This window comes from Streptomyces sp. NPDC002092 (genome assembly GCF_053593775.1).
The window spans coordinates 213,370-227,208 of the sequence record NZ_JBSFDG010000012.1; the positions used below are offsets into that span (position 1 = coordinate 213,370).

General features: G+C 71.3%; 12 protein-coding genes. 8 read left to right on the forward strand and 4 right to left on the reverse strand.

Features of this window, described 5'->3' with window-relative positions:
• Nucleotides 1-314 precede the first annotated feature (314 nt).
• Nucleotides 315-479 (forward strand): hypothetical protein, encoded by a 165-nt coding sequence (locus tag ACWCRD_RS27675; RefSeq protein ID WP_450968475.1) that lies wholly within the window; start codon nucleotides 315-317, stop codon nucleotides 477-479.
• A gap of 163 nt (nucleotides 480-642) precedes the next feature.
• Here the strand turns inward: ACWCRD_RS27675 and ACWCRD_RS27680 are convergent, their stop codons facing one another.
• The gene (locus tag ACWCRD_RS27680) at nucleotides 643-1,458 is read right to left on the reverse strand and encodes an inositol monophosphatase family protein (protein ID WP_450968476.1); all 816 of its coding nucleotides are present in this window, start codon (nucleotides 1,456-1,458) and stop codon (nucleotides 643-645) included.
• A gap of 8 nt (nucleotides 1,459-1,466) precedes the next feature.
• Nucleotides 1,467-2,594 carry a ferrochelatase gene (locus tag ACWCRD_RS27685; protein WP_450968477.1) on the reverse strand — a complete coding sequence of 376 codons (1,128 nt, stop codon included), beginning with the start codon at nucleotides 2,592-2,594 and terminating at the stop codon, nucleotides 1,467-1,469.
• 231 nt (nucleotides 2,595-2,825) lie between these two features.
• Here ACWCRD_RS27685 and ACWCRD_RS27690 point away from each other — a divergent pair, with 231 nt between their 5' ends.
• The 3 genes from ACWCRD_RS27690 to sepH all read left to right on the forward strand — a co-directional run bounded on the left by ACWCRD_RS27690 (nucleotide 2,826) and on the right by sepH (nucleotide 6,792).
• Complete coding sequence (locus ACWCRD_RS27690) at nucleotides 2,826-4,064, forward strand: MFS transporter (RefSeq protein WP_450968478.1); 1,239 nt, start codon at nucleotides 2,826-2,828, stop codon at nucleotides 4,062-4,064.
• Nucleotides 4,024-5,343, forward strand: a complete 1,320-nt coding sequence (locus ACWCRD_RS27695; protein WP_450968479.1) for a D-arabinono-1,4-lactone oxidase — start codon at nucleotides 4,024-4,026, stop codon at nucleotides 5,341-5,343. The genes ACWCRD_RS27690 and ACWCRD_RS27695 overlap by 41 nt, the downstream gene beginning before the upstream one ends.
• Before the next feature lie 402 nt (nucleotides 5,344-5,745).
• Nucleotides 5,746-6,792, forward strand: coding sequence for a septation protein SepH (gene sepH, locus ACWCRD_RS27700; RefSeq protein ID WP_450968480.1), 1,047 nt, complete (start codon nucleotides 5,746-5,748; stop codon nucleotides 6,790-6,792).
• 548 nt (nucleotides 6,793-7,340) lie between these two features.
• On the opposite strand, the gene ACWCRD_RS27705 is transcribed toward sepH, so the two are convergent.
• A complete protein-coding gene (locus ACWCRD_RS27705) occupies nucleotides 7,341-8,192 on the reverse strand; it encodes a sulfurtransferase (RefSeq protein WP_450968481.1) in 852 nt (283 codons plus the stop codon).
• Nucleotides 8,193-8,477: 285 nt separating this feature from the next.
• Between ACWCRD_RS27705 and ACWCRD_RS27710 the strand changes: the two genes are divergently transcribed.
• The 4 genes from ACWCRD_RS27710 (at nucleotide 8,478) to ACWCRD_RS27725 (ending at nucleotide 12,896) form a co-directional block, all read left to right on the forward strand.
• Entirely contained in the window at nucleotides 8,478-9,281 is an 804-nt protein-coding gene (locus ACWCRD_RS27710; RefSeq protein ID WP_450968482.1) for a VOC family protein, read from the forward strand.
• 600 nt (nucleotides 9,282-9,881) lie between these two features.
• Nucleotides 9,882-11,090 (forward strand): argininosuccinate synthase-related protein, encoded by a 1,209-nt coding sequence (locus ACWCRD_RS27715; protein ID WP_450968483.1) that lies wholly within the window; start codon nucleotides 9,882-9,884, stop codon nucleotides 11,088-11,090.
• 59 nt (nucleotides 11,091-11,149) lie between these two features.
• Nucleotides 11,150-11,881 carry a 2OG-Fe dioxygenase family protein gene (locus tag ACWCRD_RS27720; RefSeq protein WP_450968484.1) on the forward strand — a complete coding sequence of 244 codons (732 nt, stop codon included), beginning with the start codon at nucleotides 11,150-11,152 and terminating at the stop codon, nucleotides 11,879-11,881.
• A gap of 46 nt (nucleotides 11,882-11,927) precedes the next feature.
• Complete coding sequence (locus ACWCRD_RS27725; RefSeq protein ID WP_450968485.1) at nucleotides 11,928-12,896, forward strand: DMT family transporter; 969 nt, start codon at nucleotides 11,928-11,930, stop codon at nucleotides 12,894-12,896.
• Here ACWCRD_RS27725 and ACWCRD_RS27730 read toward each other — a convergent pair.
• Nucleotides 12,831-13,823, reverse strand: coding sequence for a helix-turn-helix transcriptional regulator (locus tag ACWCRD_RS27730; RefSeq protein WP_450968486.1), 993 nt, complete (start codon nucleotides 13,821-13,823; stop codon nucleotides 12,831-12,833). The genes ACWCRD_RS27725 and ACWCRD_RS27730 overlap by 66 nt on opposite strands.
• Nucleotides 13,824-13,839: the final 16 nt, after the last annotated feature.

Here is a 13,839-nt window from a genome sequence, read left to right on the forward strand (position 1 = left end):
GGCGGGTGGGCGGAGGATGAGCGCAGGATGAAGGACAGGTGTGAGACCCGGGAATGCGAGATTTTCTCGCCGGGTTGAGGTTTCCGTGGAAGGAAGCGGGGGGAGGACGGTTCATACCCCGCGATCACGCTCTGCTAGTGCCGCAACACCATGCGGCACGGCGCAATCCGCTTTCCGCAGAGTGGGCGTGGGTGTCCGGCACCGTCGCCGCCCCCGGCGCCCGTGTGCCGGGCACCTGATGGAGACGTGATCGCCCCTTCCCAACGGCACACCCCCGTGCCACCGACCCACGACCCAGGACGAGGGGGCGCAGCATGGACGCATTCACCGCAGGACTTCTGCAGCGCATAAGGACGACCGAGTCCGAGATGACGCGGGCTCGCGACGAGGGCGACGACTTCCTCGTCGAGGTGGAACAGGCCGAGCTCGACGACCTGCGCCGCCTCGCCGCCGAGCACGGTGTGGAGGTCGGCGCCTAGCGTCTGCGTCTGATCAGCGCGTACGTACGACAGCGGGCCCCCGGCGAATCCAGCGCCGGGGGTCTGCTTGTCCGGGTCGTTCGCCTGCGGGGGCGCCTCAGCCGGCTACGGCTCTCTCCGGCCGGTGTCCGGCGGTGCAGTGGGCGTTGCAGGGCCTGTGACGTCAGTCGTGCCAGGCGCCGAAGTCCTCAAGGAGGCGCTGGAGCGGCTCGAAGACGCCCGGGGTGCCGGCGATCGTCAGGGCGTGTGCGGGGCGCTCTCCGGGGCGTCCACCGGTCAGCGCGCCCGCTTCCCGGGCGATGAGGTCGCCGGCCGCGAGGTCCCACGGGTGCAGCCCGCGCTCGTAGTAGCCGTCGAGGCGGCCGGCCGCGAGGTCGCACAGGTCGACGGCGGCCGAGCCGCCGCGCCGGATGTCGCGCAGCCGGGGGATCAGCTTCTGCGCGACCTCGGCCTGGTGGGCGCGGACCTCGGTGACGTAGTTGAAGCCCGTGGAGACCAGAGCCTGGTCGAGGGGCGGCGCGGGGCGGCAGGCCAGCTCGCGCTCCCCCTCCCAGGGACCCGTGGCGTGCGCTCCGCCGCCGCGGACCGCGTGGAACGTCTCGCCGCGCATCGGGATCGCGACGACCCCGACGACGGTCTCGCCGTCCTGCTCGGCCGCGATGGAGACAGCCCAAGTGGGCAGCCCGTACAGGTAGTTGACCGTGCCGTCGAGCGGGTCGATCACCCAGCGGATCCCGCTGGTGCCCTCGGTGGAGGCGCCCTCCTCGCCGAGGAAGCCGTCGTCCGGGCGGTGCTCGGAGATCAGGTCCGTGATCAGCTTCTCCGCCGCGATGTCCATCTCGGTGACCACGTCGATCGGGCTCGACTTGGTCGCGGCGACCGCGAGGTCGGCCGGGCGGCCGTCGCGCAGCAGCGCCCCGGCGCGGCGGGCGGCCTCCTGGGCCAGTGCGAGCAGTTCCTGATGCAGGGGGTCGGTCACGGGGCTCCTCACGCGTAGGGACTGTCGACGCCCGCGGCGGCCGGGCGGGGGGCACGGGCCGGGCAGCAGCCGACCGGGCAGACGTTGTGGCTCGCACCCAGCGTGCCCAGGGCGCAGGGCGTGACCTCCTCGCCGCGCTCCACGGACGCCCGTTCCAGGACGAGGTCGCGGATCGCGGCGGCGAAGCGCGGGTCGGCGCCGACGGTGGCCGAGCGGCGCATCGGCAGACCCAGCTCCTCGGCCTTCGCCTTCGCCTCCGTGTCGAGGTCGTAGAGGACCTCCATGTGGTCGGAGACGAAGCCGATGGGGGCGATGACGACCGCCGGGGCGCCGGCCGCGTGCCGCTCCTCCAGGTGGTCGCAGATGTCGGGCTCGAGCCACGGGATGTGCGCGGCCCCGGAGCGCGACTGGTAGACGAGCTGCCAGGGGTGGTCGATGCCGGTGCGCTCGCGGACCGCGTCGGCGATGAGCTGAGCGACCTCCAGGTGCTGCTCGACGTACGCACCGCCCTCGCCGTGGTCCTCGACCGGGCCGGAGGTGTCCGCGGACGCGGTGGGGATCGAGTGCGTCGAGAACGCGAGGTGCGCGCCGTCCCGGACGTCCTCGGGGAGGTCGGCCAGGGACTGCAGGACGCCCTCGATCATGGGCTCCAGGAAGCCCTCGTGGTTGAAGTAGTGCCGGATCTTGTCGATCTTCGGCAGCTCCAGGCCCTCGGCCTCCAGCTCGGCGAGCGAGTCGGCGACGTTCTCGCGGTACTGGCGGCAGCCCGAGTACGAGGCGTAGGCGCTGGTGGCGAGGACCAGGATGCGGCGGTGGCCGTCGGCGACCATCTCGCGCAAGGTGTCCGTCAGATAGGGCGCCCAGTTGCGGTTGCCCCAGTGGATCGGCAGGTCCAGGCCGTGGTCCGCGAAGTCCTTGCGGAGGGCGTCCAAGAGGGCGCGGTTCTGGTCGTTGATGGGGCTGACCCCGCCGAACCGGAAGTAGTGCTGCCCGACTTCCTTCAGGCGTTCCTTGGGGATGCCCCGCCCGCGCGTCACGTTCTCCAGGAACGGGACCACGTCGTCCGGGCCCTCCGGGCCGCCGAACGAGAGCAGGAGCAGGGCGTCGTAGGGGGTGGCATCGAGCGCGTCTGACATGGCTCGATCCTGCCACCCGGCACTGACAGCCGGGAAACGGCGGGGTGACGAGCGGGGGCGGCCCGCATTCCGGACGAGTTCACCCGCCGCATTGCCGGGTGCATTAGGGTGACCCGACTCGTAAGCTGTATCAGCTGTATTCGCACCTTACTGAGCTCCAGCCAGCACCTTTCCGTTGTCAGAACCCTTCCGTCGTCAGAACCTTTCTGAGCCGTAGCCATCGGAGACCCCGTGCCCAGCCCCTACCGCGCCCTGTTCGCCGCCCCCGGCACCAAGGGCTTCTCCGCCGCGGGCCTCCTCGGCCGGATGCCGTTGTCGATGATGGGCATCGGCGTGGTCACGATGATCTCCCAGCTCACCGGGCGCTACGGGCTCGCGGGCGGCCTGTCGGCGACCATCGCGCTCGCCGCCGCGGCGATCGGGCCGCAGATCTCGCGGCTGGTGGACCAGTACGGGCAGCGCAGGGTGCTGCGGCCCGCGACGCTCGTCGCGCTCGTCTCGGCGGCCGGGCTGCTGCTCGCCGCGCACTTCCGGTGGCCGGACTGGGTGCTGTTCGTGTGCGCCGCCGGCATCGGCTCGGTGCCGAGCCTCGGCGCGATGATCCGCGCCCGCTGGGCCGCCCTGTACCGGGGCACTCCGCAGCTGCACACCGCGTACTCCTTCGAGTCGGTGGTGGACGAGGTGTGCTTCATCTTCGGGCCGATCATCTCCATCGGCCTGTCCACGGCCTGGTTCCCGGAGGCGGGGCCGCTGCTCGCCGCCTGCTTCCTGGCGACCGGCGTCTTCTGGCTGACCGCCCAGCGTGCCACCGAGCCCGAGCCGCATCCCCGGGAGAAGCACGGCGGTGGCACCGCACTACGCGCGCGTGGCCTGCAAGTGCTGGTGGCCACCTTCGTGGCGACCGGGACGATCTTCGGTTCCGTCGACGTGGTCACCGTGGCCTTCGCCGACGAGCGGGGACACAAGGCGGTCGCGAGCGTCGTGCTCGCGCTGTATGCGGCGGGTTCCTGCATGGCGGGGGTCGTGTTCGGGCTGCTGCACTTCAAGGGGGCGCCCGCCCGCCGCTGGCTGCTGGGCATATGCGCGACGGCCGTGAGTATGATCCCCCTCCTACTGGTCGGAAACTTGCCGTTTCTGGCCGTGGCGCTGTTCGTTGCGGGTCTGTCCATCGCTCCCACGATGATCACGACGATGTCCCTCATCGAAGAGCACGTACCACGCGCACAGTTGACCGAGGGCATGACCTGGGTGAGCACCGGCCTCGCGGTCGGCGTCGCACTCGGCTCATCGGTCGCCGGCTGGGTCATCGACGCGGCCGGCGCACGTGCCGGGTACGGGGTTCCGGCGGTGTCCGGGGCCGTCGCGGTCACGGTCGGTTTCCTGGGGTACCGCCGGCTCAGCAGGCCGGCTCCGCGTCGGGGAGGCACCGTTGAGCAGCACAGCGAGCGGGAAGAACGGCACGTGGCGTAACTGGGGCGGCAACGTCACGGCCCGGCCCGCGCGGGAGGTCGAGCCGGCCTCCGTGGAGGAACTGTCGGCGGCCGTACGGCAGGCCGCTCAGGACGGGCTGACGGTGAAGGCCGTCGGCACCGGGCACTCCTTCACGTCCATCGCCGCCACCGACGGTGTATTGATCCGCCCTCAACTGTTGACCGGCATCCGCAAGATTGATCGCGACGCCATGACGGTCACGGTGGAGGCCGGCACCCCGCTCAAGAGGCTCAACATGGCGCTGGCCCGCGAGGGTCTGTCGCTGACCAACATGGGCGACATCATGGAGCAGACGGTCTCCGGCGCCACCAGCACGGGCACGCACGGCACCGGCCGCGAGTCGGCCTCGATAGCCGCCCAGATCAAGGGACTTGAGCTGGTCACGGCCGACGGTTCGGTGCTCACCTGCTCCGAGAAGGAGAATGCGGACGTCTTCGCGGCCGCCCGGATCGGCCTCGGCGCCCTCGGTGTCGTCACCGCGATCACCTTCGCCGTGGAGCCGATCTTCCTGCTCACCGCGCGCGAGGAACCGATGCCGTTCGACCGGGTGCTCGCCGAGTTCGACCAACTGTGGGCCGAGAACGAGCACTTCGAGTTCTACTGGTTCCCGCACACCGGCTCCACCAACACCAAGCGCAACAACCGCAGCGCGGGCCCCGAGAAGCCGGTGAGCCAGATCGCGGGCTGGTTCGAGGACGAGTTCCTCTCCAACGGCGTCTTCCAGGTCGCCCAGTGGGTCGGCCGGGCGGCGCCCGCGACCGTCCCGACGATCGCCCAGATCTCCAGCAAGGCCCTCTCCGCCCGCACTTACACCGACATTCCGTACAAGGTCTTCACTTCACCGCGCCGGGTGCGCTTCGTGGAGATGGAGTACGCCGTCCCGCGCGAGGCCCTGGCCGAGACGCTGCGCGAACTGAAGACGATGGTGGAGCGCTCGGGTCTGCGGATCAGCTTCCCCGTCGAGGTGCGCACGGCCCCCGCCGACGACATCACACTCTCCACGGCATCGGGCCGCGACAGCGCGTACGTCGCCGTCCATATGTTCCGGGGGACGCCTTATCAGGCGTACTTCACCGCCGCCGAGCACATCTTCACCGCGCACGAGGGGCGGCCGCACTGGGGCAAGGTGCACACGCGGGACGCCGAGTACTTCTCCGGGGTCTATCCGCGCTTCGGCGAGTTCACCGCACTGCGGGACCGGCTCGATCCGGACCGGCGCTTCCAGAACGACTACCTGCGGCGGGTGTTGGGGCCGTAGCCATTGGTTCCGTTTCTGCCGATTCCGTGAAGTACGCCACGTTCAAGATCCCAAAAGCCCCGCAACGGGCGGCCGGGTCCGGTCCGTTGCCAGAAGTTGGGCGGCGCGCCAATCCACGCACGTGGCCCGAATGGAGTACTGTTGCGAGCCCTGGGTCCGGTCTCCCGCCAGGGCGTCCGTGACCTTCAAGGACCGCCGGGAGGGGGCTAGTTGCACAGGGTGACGGAGTTGGTCACTTAGCGTTGCGAATAGGTAACCGTGCCATAACGGCGATCCAGGGCCCTGGCCCGACACGCCGGGCAACTCGGCAAGGTTGTGGCAGGCTGCACCCGGGCAGGCCACACTCGACTAGCGGAAGCAGCGACGCACGTGACGTCGGCAGGCACCACCCGGGAGGTCCCCATGCCCGAACTGCGTGTCGTGGCCGTCTCGAATGACGGCACACGGCTGGTGCTGAAGGCTGCCGACGCAACGGAGTACACGCTTCCGATCGACGAACGGCTGCGCGCCGCCGTCCGCGGCGACCGGCCCCGCCTCGGCCAGATCGAGATCGAGGTGGAGAGCCATCTCCGCCCCCGTGACATCCAGGCGCGTATACGCGCCGGTGCCTCCGCGGAAGAAGTCGCCCAGCTCGCGGGCATCCCCGTCGACCGCGTACGGCGCTTCGAGGGCCCGGTGCTCGCGGAGCGCGCGTTCATGGCCGAGCGGGCCCGCAAGACGCCCGTCCGCCGGCCCGGTGAGAACGCCGGACCCCAGCTCGGCGAGGCCGTCCAGGAGCGGCTGCTGCTGCGCGGTGTCGAGAAGGACACCGTGCAGTGGGACTCGTGGCGCCGCGACGACGGCACCTGGGAGGTCCTGCTGGTCTACCGGGTCGCGGGCGAACCACACTCGGCGAGCTGGACGTACGACCCGCCCCGGCGGCTCGTCCAGGCCGTCGACGAGGAGGCGCGCTCGCTGATCGGCGAGTCCGAGGATCTCGCCGCGCCGGAGCCCAGCTTTCCGTTCGTGCCGCGCATCGCACGGCTGCCGCGCGACCGTCCGCTGGACCGTGCCCTCGACCGGCCGAGCCTGCCGGCGCAGGCGTCCGAGCCCGCCGAGGAGAGCACGGGTGAACGGGACTCGCTGACCAGCCTGTTGGAGGCGGTACCGAGCTTCCGCGGCGATCTGGTGGTCCCGGAGCGTCCCGCGGAGGCCTCGCCCCCGCCGCCACCGCCGGAGGAGCCGGCCGCCGCCGAACCCGAGGAGGAGGAGCCCCCGGCCCCCGCGGCCTCGGCCGGTTCCGCCTACGCGGACGTCCTCATGCCCCGCTCCGTCACCAGCCACCGCGACCGCCTCGTCGGCGCCACGGACCGCCAGGCCGAGGCCGACGGCGTCCGCCCCGGCCGCCGCGCGGCGGTCCCCAGCTGGGACGAGATCGTCTTCGGCACACGTCGCAAGAAGCAGGAGTAGTCGACCGCACGGAAGTCTGCACGACAACGAGGGCCGCGCCGACCACGCGCGGCCCTCACTCATACACGGCCTGCGAGCAGTCGCACCGCATGGGCCCCGGCCCGCCGAAGGCCGGCACCCGGCCGACCACCTGCGTAGCCTGCGCGCAGTCGTCCCCCACAGGGCGGCACCCGACCACCACCTGCGCAGCCTGCTGGGCATTCGTGCCACTCGGGGCAGCGCCCGGCCGCGGTCTGCGGCACCGAGGTGCCGTCTACACCGTCGGCGCGGGCGAGACGCCGGGGACCGCGTGGAGTGCGGCCCGGATGCGCCGGCCCACCACTTGCCCAGCCTGCGGGCCACACCGGGCACCACCCGACCCACCGCCTGCGCAGCCTGCGGACAGTCGGCACTTCGGGCAGCGCCCGACGCATCACCTGAGTAACCTGCGGGCATTCGTGCCGCTTCAGGCAGCACCCGACCCCGCGTAGCCTGCGGGCAGTCGTGCCGCAAGGGGCGGCACCCGGCCAGTGCCGGCGTGTGAACCCACCGCCACCCGCGACCCAGGCCTACTGGGGGTCGGCCCCCACAGCGACCGGCCGTGACGGATCCGACGACCACTCCGACCACGAGCCCACGTACAGCGCCGCATCGATGCCCGCGACCGCCAGCGCCAGCACCTCGTGTGCCCCGGAGACACCCGAGCCGCAGTACACGCCGACCGGTGAACCGTCGGCCGCGCCAAGTGCCTTGAACCGCTCGGCGAGTTCCTCCGCGGGCAGGAACCGGCCGTCCGCGGCCACGTTCTCGTTCGCGGGCGCCGACACCGCCCCGGGAATGTGCCCGCCGACCCGGTCGATCGGCTCCACCTCCCCGCGATACCGCTCCCCCGCGCGCGCGTCGAACAACACCCCGGCCCGCGCCAGCGCCGCCGCGCCGTCGGCGTCCAGCAGCCCCGCCCCACCCGCAACCGGCTCGAAGTCGCCCTCCGCAGGCGCGGGTGCCGACGTCTCCAGCGGCCCCTCCCAGGAAGGCAACCCGCCGTCGAGGACCCGCACGTCCGGGTGACCCGTCCAGCGCAGCAGCCACCAGGCACGGGCGGCGGCCCAGCCCTGTCCGCCGTCGTACACGATCACCGGCGTCCCGGCCGAGACACCCGCCCGTCGCATCGCGGCGCCGAAGACCCCGAGGTCGGGGAGCGGGTGGCGGCCGCGTTCGCCGGGCGCGGAGGCGAGCTCCGAGTCCAGGTCGACGTAGACGGCACCAGGGATGTGCCCGGTCGCGTACTCGGCCCGGCCGTCGAAGGGCGGCTCGCCCGCTGCCTTGGCCACACTGAGCTGCCAGCGGACATCGAGCAGTACGGGCGGGCGCGGCCCCGCGAGCTCGCTCGCGAGTTCGGAAGCGGAGATGATGGCGTTCATGGCCCCCATCCTTGCGCACGGGGTGGCCGCATCGTCCACGTCCGGCTACTCTGCTCGGCCGGACAGGCTCGATCACGAGGCGTACGGGTTCGGGCACATGCTGTACAGCTGATCGACACCCGGCGGCAATCGCACAGAAACGGACGACAAACCGCACACCGGGCATCCTCCTGGCATGCGGCGCGCCCGGAGCGCGCGGTCGCATCTGTGGTGCGAGCATCTGCACGGAGATCCGGAGTGCGGAAGCGACCCGGCGACCGCGAGGGGTCGAGGAGAGAGTTGACGATGACGGAGGCACGGGGGTCGGCCGGCCCGAACGGCGAGACGGACGCTCGGCACGCGCCCGGCACGCCCTGCTGGGTGAGCCTGATGGTGCACGGTCTGGCCGCGACCCAGGACTTCTACGGTGCGCTGTTCGGCTGGGAGTTCCAGCCGGGCCCCCAGCAGCTCGGCCCGTACGCGCGGGCCCTGCTCGACGGCTACGAGGTGGCCGGCATCGGCCAGCTGCCGCCGGACCGCCATCTGCCGATCGCCTGGACGCCCTACCTCGCCTCCGACGACGTGGACCAGACCGCGGAGACGGTACGGCTGTGCGGCGGCACGATCGGGGTGGGGCCCCTGGACGCCGCCGAGGCCGGCCGTCTCGCGATCGGCTCGGACCCCGTCGGCGCCGTCTTCGGCATCTGGCAGGCGGCCGAGCACCTCGGCACGGCTCTCACGGGCGTGCCCGGCACCCCGGCCTGGAACGAGCTGCTGACCTTCGAGTCGGCGAGCGTGGCCAAGTTCTACGAGACGGTCTTCGGCTACGAGGAGGAGCCGGTCGTCTCCGCCGACTTCGACTACGTGAGCCTGCACATCGAGGGCCGCCCGGTCGCCGGCATCCACGGCGTGGGCACCGCCCTGCCGCGCGACCGGGGCCCGCACTGGATCACGTACTTCGAGGTCGCCGACACGGACGAAGCCGTCGTCCGCCTCGTGGACCTGGGCGGCCACGTCCTCAAGTCCCCCAGGGACAGCGCCCACGGGCGCGTGGCAACGGTCGCCGACCCGGAGGGCGCCCGCTTCTCACTGATCCAGAGCCCACGCTGAGCGCAGGACGATCCTTCTGGGCCTGCGACACCGAACTCGGCCAGAGATGGTCGCACCCTTTCACGGGCGGCGGTCGTGGACGATCGTCTGGTGCGAGGGCGCTCCATGTGGAGGCGGGCCGCTTCCTGCGTCTCCATGACGGCTCGGCACGCAGAGGACGTACGCGTATCTGCTGGTGGACCACCTGCGGTGGCTGGAGCGCGAGTGCCTGGCCTTCGCGAGCACGACATCACCCTGCGCCTGTCATCGCGACCTCTTCACCGCCCTCGACCAGGCCGCCCGCTGAGTGACTCTGGCCGTGTGCCCCATGAGAAACCCGTAGGTGAACTCGCCAATTGCGACGAGTGGGCGGAACGGTGGGACGGAGGTAGACGCGCCAGGGACCGAGCGGGTGCGGGGCCTGGCGAGAGGGCGTACTCCGCCTGGGCCCACCTTGCCCGGGCGAAAGGGACCAGAGCATGCGGGGCCCGGCTCCCGTTCAGCCGACCTGTGGTTTCCGGTACCGGTCGTGGCCGGGCGCGGACGTCCGGAATCCATTGTCCGCCGCCTCCCAGCACGGAAGTCTCCTGATCCGTGACCAGTGCAGAGGTTGGAGAGGCCATGCGTCCCCCGCTCATTCGTTCTTTCTCACAGCTCGGTTCCCTGGACCCGGACCGCCCCGTCGTGACCCTGTTCAGCGGCGGCCTGGACAGCTCGTACCTGCTGCTGCGGCTGCGCCGGATGGGCGTCCGTGAGGTGCACGCCGTGAGCGTCGACATCGGCGAGGACGAGTCCAGTACGTACAAACGCCAGGTGGCCGAGGCGCTCGGCGCGACGATCCACATCCTCGACCGGCGTGCGGAGTTCGCCGACCGGTATGTCGCTCCCGCGATCGCCGCCCAGGCCGTCTACCTCGGCATCCACCCCGTCAGCTCCACGCTCAGCCGTCCACTGATCGCCCACAGCGCCGTCGGACTGGCCCGCGGACTCGGCGCACAGGCCGTGCTGCACACCGCCAACCGCTCGCAGAACACCCTGCGCCGCCTCAACGGGGCGCTGCGGCTGCTCGGCTACGAGGGTGCGTTCGGCAGCCCCTACGACCTCGATCCCGTCAGCCGTGACGACAAGCTGGTCGAACTGAGGGCCGCAGGCATCGATCTGCTCGCCGGGCGCATCGTCAGCGGAGATTCCAATCTGTGGTGCCGGGAGTTCGAGTCGGGCATCCTCGACGACCCCGAGCTCCACGAGGTCCCGGAGGAGATGTACGCCTGGAGCCGGCCGACCGCCGCTCCCGGCGACACAGACACCCTGACGGTCACCTTCGAACACGGGCTTCCCACCGCCGTCGACGGCGAACCGCTGCCGCTGACCGTGCTGATCGACCGTCTCAACCGACGGGTGGGTGCGTACGGACTCGGCCGCTACTCCGGCCTGGAGCACCTGGAGCACGGCGAGAAGGTCCTGGAGATCCGAGAGATGCCCGCCGCCTGGCTGCTGCTCAGCAGCTACCGGCACATCGAGAGCGCCTGCCTGGAGGCCGAACTCATCCGTGAGAAGCGACACCTGGAACAGGTCTGGACGCGCGAGGCCCTCGAAGGCCGCTGGTTCGGAGAACTGCGGCTCGCCACCCAGGAGTTCATCGACGCCTGCGCATCCCGTACCACCGGGTCCGTGACCTGGCGGCTGCGCACCGGCGGAGCCGACACACGGTCCATCACCGCCGGAGTGCCGCTGTATCTCCGCGACCGTGAGGCATGGGAGGAGCAGGCGATCGACGCGGAGTCGGCGCCGTTCGCACGTGGGCGGGAGGCGTTCCTCACCACCGTCTGACTCCTTCTCCCTCCCTCCTCCGCTTCCCCTTCGCTTCTCTTCTCCTACGGAGTACCGCCATGACCGCTGCCGCCACCCACCACCCCGTCGCCGTCGATGCCGTCAACGCCCTCGCCGGTCCCGGCGGCCATCTGATGCCGGCCGCCGCGCTGTGCGCACTCGCCGGTGTCGATGCCGCCGACTGGACACGGTTCGCCGCGCACTGGGACGAGCTCACCCTCGACACGTACATGGCCGACGGCGGCACCTACCGCTTCCGCCGCTACGGCCAGTTCGAGCTCGACCCGGCCGCGGGCGAGCTCACCCTGCTCCCGCACGCCCCGTACCGTCAGGAATCGGACATCAACCCGCTCAACGGCGGTATCGAGCGGGTCTTCGACCCACTGACCGAGTCATTCGCCGGCGACCCGCTGCTGCGCTCCGTGCTCGTCGAGCTCGGCAGGATCTTCACCGCCGTCGAAGGTACGACGTCGTGGAACGTGAAGCTGCACCCGTACCGCATCATCGCCTCCGGGGACCAGCAGGGCCAGCCCGCGCCCGAGGGGCGGCACCGTGACGGCGTCACCTTCATCACCTCACTGATGATCGGCCGCACCAACGTCACCGGCGGCGAGAGCGGCGTCTACACCGACGAGGGCGAGCACCTGCTCACCGCTACTCTGTCCGAGCCCGGTGACCTGTTGCTGGGCGACGACCGCCGCACGCTGCACTCGGTGACCCCGGTACGGCCGGTGGACCCCGAACTCGCCGCCCACCGCGACGTCCTGGTCATCGCCTACACCGCGCGCTGAGCCGCCGCCCCCGCCCGTCTTCCGCTTCCGCAGAGGAGTCCCCCACATGACCGTCGCTACGGCCCGCCGCGCCTGGCTGACCGATCTGCCCGTCCTACTGGTGGCGGTGGTGTGGGGTTCCAGCTATCTCGCCGCCAAGGGCGTCACCACGACGCAGACCGTCCTCGCCGTGCTCGTGCTGCGGTTCGCCGTGGTGCTGCCGGTGCTGGCCGTCGCCGGATGGCGCAAGCTACGAGTCGTGAAGGGGGCACAGATACGGGGCGCCGGCGTCCTCGGACTGATCCTCTCCGGGATCTTCCTCCTTGAGACGTACGGCGTCGTGCACACGTCGGCGACCAACGCCGGGCTCATCATCAGCCTCACCATGATCTTCACGCCGATCGCGGAGGGCCGGCTGACGGGCACCCGGCCCTCGCGGTCGTTCGTCGCGGCCGCGGGGCTCTCGGTGCTCGGTGTGCTGCTCCTCACCCAAGGTGCCGGCTTCAGCGCGCCGTCCCTCGGTGATCTGCTGATGCTGGGCGCGGCCGTCGCCCGTACCGTGCACGTCCTGGCGATGTCACGCATGCCGTCGGTACAGGGCGCGGACGCGCTGTCGATGACCACGGTCCAACTGGGCAGCGCGGTCGTGGTGTTCGCGCTGCTCTCCGCGGTGCCCGGCACCGGAAGTACCCCGTGGGCGGCCACGGCGGACTTCGGGATCGGGGACTGGCTCGGGCTGCTCTACCTCTCCGCGTTCTGCACTCTGTTCGCGTTCTTCGTGCAGATGTGGGCGGTGCGCCGGACATCCCCGTCGCGGGTCAGCCTGCTGCTCGGCACCGAGCCGGTGTGGGCCGCCGTCGTCGGGATCGCGCTCGCCGGGGACCGGCCCGGGTGGCTGGGCCTGCTGGGCGCGTGCCTCGTGCTCGCGGGCACGGGGTGGGGGCGCGGGGCGGCCGCACCCCGGCAGGCGTCAGTCGTCGAGCCAGCCGAGCCGGACGGCGCAGACACCGGCCTGGAAACGGCTGGCCGCGCCTAGCCGTTCGGTCAGCTCGGAGACGAGCCGGCGGACCGTACGCTCGGAGACCCCGAGCTTGCGCGCCATCGCCTCGTCGGTGAGTCCGCCCGCGAGCATCCGCACCAACTCACGGTGGCGGCCGGTCGGGTGCCAGTCGCCCTCGGGGCTGTCGGTCGCGGACTCGGTCAGCACAGCGGCGCTGGCCCAGCAGTGCTCGAAGATCCCCTGGAACACACGGACCAGGGTCTCGCCGCGCAGCACGACGGCGGCGATCTCCCCGTCCGTGGTCTGGGACGCCGGCACGATCGCCAGCGAGTGGTCGACCACGATCAGCCGCAGTGGCAGGGTGTGCGCGGTGCGGACCTGGGCGTCGGCGCCGTTCAACCGGCGCAGATAGGCCGTCATGTGCGGAATGGCGGCGGCCGAGCCCAGATGGATCGTACGGATGCGTACACCGCGGGCGAGCACGAGCCGGTCGCGCTCCAGACCCGCCTCGACCATCGCGGCGGGCAGCGCACGCCCCGGGTGCATCGAGAGCACCTCCTCCTCCACCCGTTGCGAGGCGTCCTCCAGGACGGCCGACACATTGGCCGTGCCGGTCACCACCTCCATCTGTACGGAGGACAGCTGGCGGGCGTGCACCGGCTGAAAGTCCGCGACGACCTGGGCAAGCGCGGAGCGGGTCTGCCCTACGGCGGTCAGCAGGGCGCTCGTGTGCTGCTCCTCGTCGAGGAGCAGATTGCGCAGCGCGGTGTCGGGAGCGAGAGCCGTCCAGCCGTTGCGGTTGTCCGACGACGGTACGAACAGGCCGAGCCGGCGGAGCTGTTGGAGTGCCTCGGCGAGTTCCGTCCCGCTCCAGCCACGGTCCTCGGTGAGCGTCTCCGAGCGCCAGGCGGCGTTGTCGAGAGCGAGGCGGTAGAGCTCCTGGGCCCTTGCGCGTGCGTCCACCTGAAATCGTCCCCCA